Source organism: Paraburkholderia sp. RL17-337-BIB-A (assembly GCF_046025895.1).
Taxonomy (GTDB): Bacteria; Pseudomonadota; Gammaproteobacteria; order Burkholderiales; family Burkholderiaceae; genus Paraburkholderia; species Paraburkholderia fungorum_C.
The window spans coordinates 216,166-229,066 of sequence record NZ_JARESY010000003.1; the positions used below are offsets into that span (position 1 = coordinate 216,166).

Genomic DNA, 12,901 nt, shown 5'->3' on the forward strand with positions numbered 1-12,901 from the left:
GCCAGCGGCTACCATCGGTGTTACGGCTTCACTTCAGGTGCGGACATCGCACCTATTTGATGTCGCGCTACGGCTCTGCGCAGAACGCCGGTTCGGACCATCTCCGAAACGAAACAATCAAGCCACGTGGCGACTTCATCTCCTCGAGATTTTGCAACACCCATGGCCTGTCGGATTACCATGAAGTTCCCACGCAACAGCCGCAGGCCGCCAAGACGTTTGGCGTCAGCCAACAGTTGCTGCGTTACGCCAGCTGCAACGTCCAGCCCGTCACGTAGAAACGTGTTCACGACTTCTGGGGAAGTTGAGCCCCGAACGATTTCAGCGTGCTTGAGTTCGCGCGTCAGAAATAGGTCATACGCGCTCCCTGTGCCGACGGCGAGCCGCACGCCGCTCCTGTCTACATCGTCGTTCGTTTGAATGTGCGATTCTGACCGAACCAGATAACTGCCTTCAATGAGCAAGTACGGCCTGGTGAACGCAATTTCTTTGCCGCGGACTGGGTCGAAAGCGAAAAAGCCGAAGTCAGCGTCGCCCGCTGCGACGGCCGCCACAGACTTTCCGGCTGCATCGAATGTGACGAACCGAAGTGGCAGGTCCATTCGCCGTGCAAGTTCGGTCGCTAGGTCGACGGAGATGCCTTGTGGCTCGCCGTTGGTCCCCCGCGTCGCAAGCACCGGATTGCCGAAGTTTATCGACACTCGCAGTACACCCGACGGTGCGAATGCCTCGCACAGTGCACTATCGACTGCGTTCATTGTTCACGTACCGAAGAAGACACATAGACAAATCCTTCCATCAGCCTACGCGCGCTGCGACTCATGATTGCTTTCGTGACCGTCCAGTTTCCATTGTATTGTCTTGCCTCAGCGCCCACTTCGAGGCTACCCGACGGATGCCCAAAGTTTATTGACCCGGTCGAGTCTGGCACGAGTCGGTTAACCAAGGTCCCGGGGATGGCAGCAGCCACCGCGATAGCCACGGCTCCTGTGCCGGTCATCGCGTGATGGAGCTTGCCCATCGAGAAAATGCGCGCGTTGATGTCCAGCGTTGCCGCGTCGACCTCCTTGCCACTGGATGAGACGTAGCTCAACGGTTTTGCGACAAAAGCCAGCTTCGGAGTGTGAGGGCGAAGGTTTGTAGCTTCTTCAGCTGACATTGCGAGACCCATGTGAACTGCTGCGTGTGAGCGAATAGCCTCAGCTTTGCGTAGAAGCTCTGCATTGCCATTAACGTCGCGCTGCAGTTCGTTACCTTTGAGACCGAGTGCCGATGCGTCGACAAAAATTGCAGGATTGCCCGCGTTAATCATCGTCAACTCGACGGGACCCACTCCTGGCACATCGAGAGTGTCCAAGGCGCTCGAAGTCGGAAACATGCTGCCGCCTTCGTCGCCGCCGTCCCCGCTGGGGTCAAGGAACTCAATCTTGATTTCGGCGGCGGGAAAGGTCACACCGTCGAGCTCGAACTCACCTTCTTCTACGACGGCGCCGTCGCGCATCGGTACATAGGCAACAATCTTTGCATTGATGTTTGCTTGCCAGATTCGAACGGTTGCAATGCCATTTCGCGGCGCATCGAGAAAGCCTTGAGCGATGGCGAAGGGTCCAACAGCGGACGTCAGGTTCCCACAGTTGCCCGACCAGTCAACCACAGGCCTGTCAATTGCAACCTGACCGAACCGATAGTCGACGTCGCAATCTTCACGTGATGATGGGCCAACAATTACAACTTTGCTCGTGCTGGAGGTCGCGCCACCCATGCCGTCAATCTGCTGGCCATAGGGGTCGGGGCTACCAATGACGCGCAACAGAATTCTGTCGAGCTCTTCGACGTTAGACGGCAGGCTGTCTGCCCGAAAAAACACGCCTTTGCTCGTGCCGCCGCGCATATAGGTAGCCTTGATGCCAATCTGTGCCATGTTCTAGTCCTCTGCGATTGCAAATGTGATACTTACCGGGCTTCCTGTCTTGATGGAGCGTCCGGTCGATACCGGGGTTTTACTGTCTGCGTCGAGTTGGTACTGCTCGATACTGTGCGAGGATTCGTTGGCGACGTAGAGCGTGTGGTTGTCAGGGCCAATACACAGAAAGCGGGGGCACTGCCCTCTGGTGGACTCCCAATGGGCATTGCCGGGCTGACCTGTAGACGCGTCGAGCTGGAAGGTCGCGATTGTGTCGTGACCACGGTTGCTGACGTACACGGCACGTCCATCGGGGGATATGGCGATGCCGGCCGCACGTGTGGACCCGTGAAAATGCGAAGGGATTGTCGATACGGTGTGCAACGCATCGAGCTGACCCCTGCGAGGGTCAAAGGACCATGTCGTCAATGTTGAATCGAGTTCGTTTGCGACATAGACCAGTGGCAGCACCGGGTGGAACGATGCGTGCCGTGGACCTGCGCCTTCGCGCGTACGCGCTGCCTGAACTGCTGGGTGGCCGTCGTCGGTCCAGCTGATGGCGAACACCGTGTCGAGCCCCTTATCCGGCACGATGTGCCAGTCCGTATCGAAGCGTTGTGTGACGTAGCGCCCGATGTAGTGGGGGTGAGACGATTTCTGTTCGATGCGATGCGGACCCGGCTCTCCCTCGAACATGTGAGGCGCACGGGGTGGTTCGAGTGACCCATCTTCCGCCAGCGGAAACAAGGTTGCGGTACCGGTGGCGTAGCCAGCAACCGCGAGCATCGTCCCATCACGGTTGAAATCAAGGTGCACGGGATTGTGTCCTGCGCCCGTCTGGCTGTTGAGCAGCGTCAACTGTCCAGTTCGTGAGTCGATTCTGAATGCACTGACCGCGTCACCGTCGCCATGTACTGTGTACAGTGTCTTTCGTGACGTACTGAGGGCAAGGAAGCTGGGGTTCGTGATTGGCTCAACTGTCTGTAAATGCTGCCAGGCGCCAGACGCATCTACCTCATAGACACTGATTCCAGTTCCCTCGGCACGGCGCTCGCGCGTCGTTCGACAACCGACATAAGCAAAGATGCGCGTCATGATTAAGCCGCCATGCGAAGCTCTTCTGCAATACGCGGCAGCAACCCGCCAGCGCAGAAGATTTCCGCTTCCTCCTCCGTGTCGATGCGGCAACGCACAGGCGTGGTTATCACTTCGCCAGATTTCCGTGTGATGCGCAGCGTTAGCAACATGGCGGGTCCGATGCGTTCACCCGTGCCTTGAATTGCGAATAATTCGGAGCCGTCGATTTGAAGGGTGTGGCGACTCACATCCTCCGTGAATTCCAGCGGCAATACTCCCATCCCCACAAGATTCGAACGGTGGATACGTTCGAAGTTTTCGCAGACAACCGCGCGCACGCCGATGAGCCGTACGCCTTTGGCAGCCCAATCGCGGGATGAGCCCGAGCCATAATTTTTACCGGCCACGACAATCAGCTCTTGGCCCTTCGCCATGTAATGCTCTGCGGCATCAAAGAGACGCATCATCTGGCCTTCGGGCTCGACACGCGTCACCGAGCCTTCCTTTCCACCTGCCATTTCGTTGTGTAGACGGTTGTTCGCAAACGTCGCGCGAATGGCAACTTTGTGGTCGCCGCGGCGCGTGCCATAGGAGTTGAATTCGGGTTGATTGACTCCGTGCGATATGAGGTACTCGCCAGCCGCGCTTTCCGGCAAAATCGCGCCGGACGGGGAGAGGTCGTCCGTCGTCACATTGTCACCAAACACGCCGATTGCGCGCATCGCCCCGAAGGCCGCAGGTTGCGTGAGACTCTTCTGCCAGTATGGTGGGCGGCGAATATAGTTACTGTCGTCGCGCCACGGGAAGCGCGCCGGGACGTCGCTACTGGAATCAAGCTGCTCGTTCTTCCGGAACATTTCGGCGTAGATACGGACGTATTCCTCGCCATGAATGCTCTCCTTAAGTAGCTGGTCGATTTCGTCGTCGCTCGGCCAGAGCTCGTTCAAGTAGACGGGATTCCCCTCAGAATCAGTTCCCAGCGAGGCACGCTCAATGTCGATGTCAATCGTTCCGGCAATTGCATACGCCACTACCAGCGGCGGCGATGCGAGGAACGCTTCCTTGACTCGTGGGTGAATACGGCCATTGAAGTTGCGATTGCCGGATAGCACCGCGACCGCGTGGACGTCACGGCTCACGATTTCATCCTCGATAGACTTGGGCAACGGACCCGACATGCCGTTGCATGAGGTGCAGCCGAACCCGATGATGCCGAATCCCAACGCTTCGAGCGGCGCCATGAGGTTTGCCGCTCGCAGATAGCTTTCCACCGGTTTCGAGCCAGGCGCGAGCGACGCCTTGACCCACGGTTTGCGTTGCAGGCCTCTCTTGAGAGCCTTCTGCGCAAGCAGGCCAGCGGCAATCATGTTGCGAGGGTTGGATGTGTTGGTGCAGCTTGTAATGGCTGCTATGACGATTGAACCATTTGCGAGCTTACCCGCGGCAGCCGCGTCGCTTCCTTCAAGCCTTCTCTGAGGCTTCGCAATGCCGCTAGAAACCAGGCTCGAAAGCGGTACGCGGTCGTGCGGATTCGCCGGTCCTGCAAGCGCCCGACCGACGGTCGACAGGTCGAACGAAAGCAGCCTGTCATATTCAGCGCCAGCGAGGTCGTCGGCCCAGAGACCCTGTGCTTTGGCATAGTCTTCGGTCAGCGCAATCTGCGCGTTCGTCCGGCCGGTCAGGCGCATAAAGTCGAGCGTATTTTCGTCGATTGCGAACAGGGCCGACGTGGCACCGAATTCGGGCGCCATGTTCGAGATGGTCGCCCGGTCGCTCAGCGTCATTGCGCGCGCTCCATCACCGTAGAACTCGATAATTGTGCCGACCACTTTCTGTTGCCGCAGGAATTCTGTGATAGCTAGCACAAGGTCAGTTGCCGTTACGCCGGCCTGTCGTCGTCCCTTCAGTTCGACACCTACGATGGTCGGAAGCCGCAGCCAGACCGCGCGGCCCAGCATGACCGATTCCGCCTCAATACCGCCAACGCCCCAGCCAAGCACACCAATCGCGTTAATCATCGTCGTGTGGCTATCGGTGCCGACCAGCGTGTCGGGAAATGCAATTCCATCCTTCACCTGGATGACAGGTGAGAGATGCTCGATGTTCACCTGATGCAGGATGCCGTTGCCAGGCATGAGGACGTCGAGGTTTGAGAACGCCTGCTTACACCATCCCAGAAACTCAAATCGTTCCGCGTTTTTCTGCTGCTCAATAGCCATATTCTTCGACATGGCCTCGGGGTCGCTGCCGTCAATTTCGACGTTCAGCGAATGGTCGACAACGAGCTGGGTTGGCACGACGGGATTAATGGTGCGCGGGTCGCCGCCGCTTTCCGCAATCGCATCGCGCATTCCGGCGAGGTCGACGAGGGCTGGCGTGCCTAGCAAATCCTGCAGGACGACGCGCGCGGGGTAATACGGAAAGTCCATGTCGCGGCGACGCTGGGCGAGCACCTCCAGATAACGGGCCGCATCGTGGGCCGACTGTCGTCGAACGATGTTTTCGGCGAACACGCGAACGCTGTATGGCATACGGGCAAATGCAGTGGCGTCGAGCGATTCCAGTGCCGCGGCGACGTGGGCGAATTCAACCGAATGATTGGAAAGCGAGGTGGACATCGGGGTTTTCTCCAGGGTATTGCAGGGCTGCTTGCGTTCGTATGAAGTGCATTCTATGATTAGAAAACGCAATATGCAAACGCAGTCGATGTGAGTGGTTTCCCTGGCGGCAACGGTCCCGCCGGTCACTGGAGGTATCTGGCAATGGCACAATCACATCCCGGCTTTTCAGCAGCATCGCCACACCCGGCTAGCCTGAATGGCCATTTGCTGCCCGCCACAGACATGACCGCATCCTCTGAATCCACTTCCGCGCTAACACCGTTGCAGACTCGGGTTGCACGTGAAATCCTCGCGCTTGCCCGGCGTGAAGACCTTGCTTATGGCGACCGGCTTGCGGAGTCGGTGCTTGCGGAGAAAATCGGCACCTCGCGCACACCCGTCAATGTGGCCCTTCATCATCTCGTATCGCTGGGGGTGGTCTACTACGACGTGAATCGCGGGTTCTTCATGGCAAAGCCCGCGCGCGACATGACGGATGTTGCCGAGCAATTCTTCAACGAGCCGGATGACCCGCTATATCTGAAGATTGCAGAAGACCGCCTTGCCCGCCGGCTTCCCGACGATGTGACAGAGGCCGACCTGATGCGGCAGTACGATGTCTCGCGCAGCGAGCTCCGGCGCGTACTCTCGCGCATGCAGGAAGAAGGCTGGCTTGAAAGGCAAGTCGGTCACGGCTGGCAGTTCATGCCAATGATTGACTCTGTTGAGGCGTACGAGGAGAGCTATCTGTTTCGTGCGGCCATCGAACCGACCGGGATAATGTCACCGACGTTCAGCGTTAATCGACTGGAACTGGATGACCTGCGCCGACGCCAGCGGTTCATTGCTGAAGGTGGCTATCTGACCATGAATTCGGTTGAACTCTTCGAAGCCAATAGCGAGTTCCACGAAACGATTGCGAAGTGGTCGGGGAACCGGTTCATTACGCAATCGGTGCGGCGCATGAACCGACTTCGCCGCCTCGTGGAGTACCGGCAGGCGAAAGCTCGCAAGCCCCGGCAGGGACAGGCGCTGGAGCACCTGGCTATTCTCGAAGCCATCGCTCAAAACGACCTGCTTCGTGCAGCGGCGCTCTTGCGCGACCACATCGAAGGTGCGCGACGCGCCAAAGTTCACGCGCAGGAGGTGTTCACGACCCCAACGTGAGGCAGATTAGCCATTGCGGTCCCCTCGACCGCGTTTTTTTGCAACCAAGTGCGTTTTGTGCTCATAAAACGCTTAAAACCGAGCCGCCCCATATCGGGTGTCCGAGACTCTGGAACATGGAGACGAGCATGTCGTATCGCCGAGGCTGGATAGCCCTTTTTCTCTTTTGCCTGTCCATGATTAATTACATGGACCGTATCGCGCTCTCAATTGCAGCGAAGCCCATTGCGGCAGAGTTCAAACTGTCCGCTGTCGGAATGGGGTACCTTTTCTCGTCGTTCATCTGGAGCTACGCGCTATTTCTATTGCCGATGGGGTACATGATTGACCGGTTCGGGACAAAGCGCATGGCGGGAGTCGGGATTTTTGTATGGTCTGCGGCCACCGCACTGACGGGTCTCACGACCTCATTCGTCAGTCTGATGTGTGCTCGACTCGTGATGGGTGCAGGCGAATCCACCAGCAATCCGGTTGGTGCAAAAGTCATTCGCCAATGGATTCCCGCTAGCGAACGGGGAATGGTGACGTCCGTGTTCAACAGCGGCTCCTACGCCGGCCCGGCTATCTGCTCGGTCTTGCTGGGTTCGCTCATCGCGCTTTTCGGGTGGAGAATTTCGTTCGTTATCGCAGGCGCAATTGGCTTTGTCTGGCTCGCGGCATGGCTCATATTTTTCGATGCACCAGAGAAGGCGCGGTGGCTGAAACCTGAAGAGCGCGAAAAAATCGTGCAGCAGCGGGATTCCAAGCCCGTAGGCGCAACGCTGCACGGAGATAGCCCTTCAAGCTTCCTTTCGCTGATGCGGTCTCCGACGTTGTGGGGGTTGGCGATTGCGCAAGGCTGCAACGTTTACACGCAATACCTTTTTCTGACCTGGCTGCCGAGTTACCTGCAGGTGACGCGTCACCTGAGCATTACACACACCGGGCTCTTCTCTGCCGTCCCTTACGCAGCATCTGTGATTCTCTGTATCGTCGCAGGTCGGCTGAGTGACTGGTACCTCAAGAAGGGAGATGTGGCCACGGGACGTCGTCGTAATGCAGTCGCACTCGCGATGCTGACCGGAGCCACAATTCTGACAGTGCCGTTCACGTCGAATCTCTTGGTTTTGTTGGTCGTGTTTTCCATTACGCTGACCGGAATTGCGTCCACTACGTCGCTCAACTTCGCGCTTCTGAATGACCTGTTGCCAAGCTCACGTGATGTCGCGAAGGCTATGGCATTCGTCGTGGTTGGCGGGCAAATCTTTGGCATGATTGCGCCGATTGCGACGGGATACGTCATCGCAGAGACGGGCAGCTTCGACTGGGCCTTCGGCATCGCCGGCCTGCTTCTGTTGGCCGGTGCGACGGTGGTACTGACGATGACACGTTCGCCGATGATTCCTGAACGCGAAGAAACGAACGCGCAAGTCGCAACGTGAATTCGGGCAGTTTGTCGCGCAGGAGAAGGTAGCTCACTTAGCAGGCTCGCGGGGTCTACCAATCGGAGGTTTGCGAGCTATCTTCGGTCTTGGGGGACGGCCCCGCTAGACTGCTTGCGTACTCATGCGAGCGTTCTGCCCGGCAGTCAACCTATTCACGTGACGGTTAAGCCAGAGCGGCCCTTCGAGGCATCGCAGTCTCGGAACGTCGCTTGCTGCGTGGTTGTTCTCCACCATTTAAAGGGGAAAGCTGATGGCAGGCGACAATTCATACAAGCCGGGCGAAATCGTGAAAGTTTCAGGTATCTACTCGGTCGTGCATGATGATGGGAAAGACACGTTCGAAGTCACCTGTGTTGAGGGCGAACACTTTCCGCCAACGCGTAGCGGCAAAGGTGCGCATTTCGAGTTGAAGTACGCGGCGACGCATTTACACAAGCATAGCGACCTGAAAGGAACGGAAGCCCGTAGCTAGACTATGTGCGGGAATCGGCGCATCGCGAGGTGATACCTTGATGGTGCGCCGATGACCTCTAAGCCATCGAACGATGGGCAGTCGCAAGTCCGGCCGCCGTTGTGGCACCGCCATTGCAAATTGCGCAACCGGTTGGGTTCTGTCGCAGTAAGCCGATCTGCTATGGTGATCGGTCACGAGACGAGCGATGTATCGAATGATTAAGACCCCGAACGCAGCGGTGAGCAAGGCGCTCAAACGGCTGCACTACCCGCTGGACATAATGCTGACATGCGTACGTTGGTACGTCGCCTACCCGTTGAGTCTGCGTCATCTGGAAGAAATGATGTCCGAGCGGGCAGTGTCGGTCGACCATTCGACGGTGCACCGGTGGGCTATCAAGCTGCTGCCTGCGCTCGGGAAGGCATTCGGACCGCGCAAGCAAAAGGTCGGTCGAAGTTGGCGAATGGATGAGACCTACATCAAGGTCAAGGGCGAATGGAAGTACTTGTATCGGGCCGTCGATAAGGCCGGCGACACGGTTGACTTCCTGTTCCGCGCCAAGCGGGACAAGGGCGCCGCCCGGCGCTATTTTGAAAAGGCGATCGCTGGGAACGGCGTACCGGAGATGGTGACGATCGACAAGAGTGGGGCGAATCTTGCAGGGCTAAATGCGATCAATGTTGATCGCGAAATGCCGATCAAAATTCGACAGTCGAAGTATCTGAACAACGTGGTCGAGCAGGACCATCGAGCGATCAAACGCATCGCACGACCAATGCTAGGATTCAAGAGCTTTCGTTGCGCCCGCGTCATTTTAGGTGGTATCGAACTCATGCATATGATAGCGAAAGGGCAGATGAAGAGTGACGGTGGACGGCATCGTTCAGTCGCCGAACAGTTCTACGATCTTGCTAAATAAGCATTCCTATCGGTTCCGTCCCGACTCTTCCTAATTTCCTTACTGCGACAGAACCGTGGTGTGTCTGTAGGCGTCGGCATCGGTGTGCCAGGCCCCGTGTATGTCGGTCCGCCGGTTGTCTATGCGCCGCCGCCCGTCATCTACGGGCCGCCGGTGATATATGGACCGCCCCCCTGGCCCGGATACTATGGCTATCCCTACTGGTACGGCGGATATCGAGGCTATTACGGCCGCGGTTACTACGGCCCTGGTTACTATGGACGCGGTTACTACGGCCCTGGTTACTATGGACGTGGGTACTATGGACGTGGCTACTACGGGCATCGCGGGTGGCGCCACTAGAGCGCACAAGTGACTGCTTCCGCACAACGCCGACGCATTCGAAAGCGTGTACAGGTCGCTCGTCGCGAACCTCTCTTCCCGACCCGGCTTGCATGCGTCCCCGAAATCGCAATTCCACGCTGCATGCACAGAATGGATGTCGGGTAGCCACCCCGCCACCGCCGGTGACTTACCAGCCGCACTATGGCCCTCCAGATACGTACGCGGCGCCGCGCGCGCCGTCACCACTGGAATGACGATTCGTGACCTGACCTAGCCCGCGCTTCGCGTAAGTGTTGGGTTTGGAGGCAACGCACAAGCCGAAACGTTTGTCTGAAGCCAACATAGAGTCGTCCTTTCGCCCACGCACGCCGGGCATCAACAAGGCGGGCGGCCCGGCTCATATGGCAGCAGAAACTCCTATCTCCGTCGGCACGGTCGTTGCAACTATGGTTGCGCCAACGGAGGTTGCCATCATGAGCGTCTTGCAGGGTTTCGCTAATTTCAGTCCAACGCGTGCTTCTTCAGTTGTCGCCGTCGCTGCTATCTCTGTTGCGGTGCTCTGCGGAACTGGCATCGCAGCATTTGGTGGCTTACTGCCCGCGTCGGGTAACGTAGCCGTCGCAGTGACTGCGACTCCGTTAATTGACATGCAAGTTGACGCTTATGTGAAGCGTGTCGCAACCATGCAATGAACTCCAGTCGTTACGCATTGTGCCGCCAGGCGCCTTGACGTTTTCATGCCGAGACACTTGGCGAGACGGAGTGCAGTTTGCCGTGGCTTTGCTATTTCGACTACGGTTTTCAGCATGACGAATTGTTGGCCCGCCAATGCCATGTGGCGGTGACGTGATTCTGGAGGTGCCATGGAAGTCTGCGGTGGATGTGCCGACATCGACGGCCGGCCAGTTGATACACAGCGGCGAGAAGGAATTACTTTGATGGGCGTGGCCGAGTGCAACGGTAGGCTTGCACTTGAGCATTATCGCTGCGATAAGTGCCGGGCTGTTATCGCCAGACGATTCATGGGCGATTCCAATGAGCGAATCTGGAGCGTCATCGAATCCGGTCACTACCAATCGATGCCATCGCCGAATTGCTGAGCGTGAACGGGGACACACGGCACCGCATACGCCGTAGCATCGCCCCCTGTTGATTCCGGAGGAATCGTGAGTCAAGCTGAGATTGCGCTAATTGTGGGTGCGGGAAAGGGGTTACCTACCGCAAGCCTCTAGCAGGCCGTTGAAATATCCGTCGTTGATGCGCTCAGATGCATTACGACGGATGCTGGGTTTGCACTTTTGAAACGCGGAATACGTTTGCGGGCATTCGGCGTTACTCGCGGGTTCACCATATCGGTGTTATCCATCGCTTCCTGCCCCTCAACCGGCAAGTGTGCGCATACGCGTCAGGTTGTAGCCGACCTGCGTCAGCACGAAGAGCTGGTCTACGCGTTCAAGTCCCCGATACATCGCTTGTCGAATTCGTCCGACTGTCTTGCCCCATCCGAACACCTGCTCAATGCGTTTACGTTTTTGCTGGCTGACCGCGTAACCCGGCCAGCGCGTAGTTCGCTCGTCAATTGCTGAACCTCCTGGACGCCCATCGTTTTGCGCCACATGCGGCGTCACACGGTTCGCTCGACAACTGGCCACGAAACCGGCGGTGTCGTAGTTCTTGTCCGCGCCGACCGTGATGCCGAGCGGCGCAACACTTGCGGCATCGGCAAGCATCAGCTCGGCCGTGTCGCGCTCGGCGGTGCCCGTCGCCAGCGTCACCTGTGCGTTGACCACCAGGCCATGCCGGTTGTCGGTCAGCACGTGGCCCATATAACAGAGCATCGCTCCGGTTCCTTTGCTCTTGCGAAACAGGCGCGCCTGCTCGTCCGTCGTGGATTGGTGCGTCTCGTTACTGCGCTTCTGTCCGTGCCAGTTGTCATTCGGCGCGGGCGGTTCGTCAGGAGGCGTGTCGTCTTTGTCTGGACTTGCCTTGGGCACAAAGCTCTTGTGCCCGGCCCATGCCTGAATCAACGTGCCGTCGACGCTAAAGTGCTCCCCGGAAAGATATCCGCGCTCGCGCGCGGTCTCGACCGTCTCGTTGAAGAGCAACACCAGCACATCGTGTTCGAGCAACCGGTCGCGGTTCTTGCTGAACGTCGAGTGGTCCCACACGGTCCCGTCCATCGGCAGGCCGACGAACCAGCGGAACAACATGTTGTAGGAAATCTGTTCCACCAGCATGCGCTCGCTACGAATCGAATACAGCACCTGCAGCAAAAGAGCTCGCACCAGCTTCTCCGGCGCAATGCTCGGCCGACCTCCTTTCGCGTCAGCCTCGTACATCCGCGCGAACACATCGTCCATGCGTTTAAGCGCGTCATTGAGCCAGGTGCGAATCAGACGCAACGGATGGTCCTTCGGTACAAAATCGTCCAGCTTCAACACCGTGAACATTGACTCGGTAAAACCATCTGGCCCACGCATCCGTTCCATCTCGCTCTCATTGATGACATCAGTTCAACGTTTACGCCTGCGTCCCGGATGACCGCTACATGAGGTATTTCACCGGCCTGCTAGGCTGATGTTCGAGACCGAAGACGGTAAAAAATGGCAGGTGCTAGTATCGAGTTCGGCGGGTGGAATAATCGCGAAAAAAAACACTGACACCAATCCACTTGTCTGCGTTGCTCACAATGCCGGGCAATCCTGGCTTGGTGTGGGCGATGGACAGTCTCGCTGCAGCGGCCGAAGCGGGCGTACTAGATGGCGACAAGTACATCGAGCAACTTTTTGCGAGCAAAGAGGATGTGCGCGTCGCTGCACGTTGTGCCATCCGTCCGAGCTCACGGTTGCTCGCGCTGTGGCCAGCAATCGTCCGGTGATACCGTGTCCTCATGCGGATAGTGGCGCAATATCACACGGGCCTCGTTTCGCAACTCCTGGCGCACGAGCCGCTTGTGGCCATACGCCAGTTCCATTAGCAGGTCGCGGACTCGCCGAAGTGAGCGCGCGCGTTCATCGGGCGTCGTCATCGTCA

The 12,901-nt window shown here is 57.9% G+C and carries 12 protein-coding genes; 6 read left to right on the forward strand and 6 right to left on the reverse strand.

Annotated features, from left to right (window positions below; translation table 11 throughout):
• Nucleotides 1–20: 20 nt before the first annotated feature.
• Genes P0D84_RS38755 through acnA form a run of 4 tightly spaced genes read right to left on the reverse strand, consistent with a single transcriptional unit; the run spans nucleotide 21 to nucleotide 5,598 of the window.
• Nucleotides 21–758, reverse strand: coding sequence for a transporter substrate-binding domain-containing protein (locus tag P0D84_RS38755; RefSeq protein WP_408346969.1), 738 nt, complete (start codon nucleotides 756–758; stop codon nucleotides 21–23).
• On the reverse strand, nucleotides 755–1,921 hold the full coding sequence (prpF, locus tag P0D84_RS38760) for a 2-methylaconitate cis-trans isomerase PrpF (protein ID WP_408346972.1): 1,167 nt from the start codon (nucleotides 1,919–1,921) through the stop codon (nucleotides 755–757). Before prpF ends, P0D84_RS38755 begins: the two co-directional genes overlap by 4 nt.
• A gap of 3 nt (nucleotides 1,922–1,924) precedes the next feature.
• Nucleotides 1,925–2,998: a lactonase family protein gene (locus P0D84_RS38765; RefSeq protein WP_408346974.1), complete on the reverse strand. Its 1,074-nt coding sequence runs from the start codon at nucleotides 2,996–2,998 to the stop codon at nucleotides 1,925–1,927.
• 2 nt (nucleotides 2,999–3,000) lie between these two features.
• Nucleotides 3,001–5,598, reverse strand: a complete 2,598-nt coding sequence (acnA, locus tag P0D84_RS38770) for an aconitate hydratase AcnA (RefSeq protein ID WP_408346977.1) — start codon at nucleotides 5,596–5,598, stop codon at nucleotides 3,001–3,003.
• 207 nt (nucleotides 5,599–5,805) lie between these two features.
• Between acnA and P0D84_RS38775 the strand changes: the two genes are divergently transcribed.
• From P0D84_RS38775 to P0D84_RS38800, 6 genes are all read left to right on the forward strand, one after another.
• A complete protein-coding gene (locus P0D84_RS38775) occupies nucleotides 5,806–6,747 on the forward strand; it encodes a GntR family transcriptional regulator (RefSeq protein WP_408346980.1) in 942 nt (313 codons plus the stop codon).
• Between the two features lie 128 nt (nucleotides 6,748–6,875).
• Nucleotides 6,876–8,168, forward strand: a complete 1,293-nt coding sequence (locus tag P0D84_RS38780) for an MFS transporter (RefSeq protein ID WP_408346983.1) — start codon at nucleotides 6,876–6,878, stop codon at nucleotides 8,166–8,168.
• A 253-nt stretch (nucleotides 8,169–8,421) separates the two neighbouring features.
• Nucleotides 8,422–8,643: a hypothetical protein gene (locus tag P0D84_RS38785; protein WP_408346986.1), complete on the forward strand. Its 222-nt coding sequence runs from the start codon at nucleotides 8,422–8,424 to the stop codon at nucleotides 8,641–8,643.
• Between the two features lie 196 nt (nucleotides 8,644–8,839).
• Entirely contained in the window at nucleotides 8,840–9,544 is a 705-nt protein-coding gene (locus P0D84_RS38790; protein ID WP_408349651.1) for an IS6 family transposase, read from the forward strand.
• Nucleotides 9,545–9,604: 60 nt separating this feature from the next.
• Entirely contained in the window at nucleotides 9,605–9,886 is a 282-nt protein-coding gene (locus P0D84_RS38795) for a hypothetical protein (RefSeq protein WP_408346989.1), read from the forward strand.
• 275 nt (nucleotides 9,887–10,161) lie between these two features.
• Entirely contained in the window at nucleotides 10,162–10,560 is a 399-nt protein-coding gene (locus P0D84_RS38800; RefSeq protein ID WP_408346992.1) for a hypothetical protein, read from the forward strand.
• Between the two features lie 687 nt (nucleotides 10,561–11,247).
• Here P0D84_RS38800 and P0D84_RS38805 read toward each other — a convergent pair.
• Together P0D84_RS38805 and P0D84_RS38810 are read right to left on the reverse strand one after the other, a co-directional pair.
• A complete protein-coding gene (locus P0D84_RS38805) occupies nucleotides 11,248–12,348 on the reverse strand; it encodes an IS5 family transposase (RefSeq protein WP_408349678.1) in 1,101 nt (366 codons plus the stop codon).
• Between the two features lie 359 nt (nucleotides 12,349–12,707).
• Entirely contained in the window at nucleotides 12,708–12,896 is a 189-nt protein-coding gene (locus tag P0D84_RS38810) for a BPSL0761 family protein (protein WP_408346995.1), read from the reverse strand.
• Nucleotides 12,897–12,901: the final 5 nt, after the last annotated feature.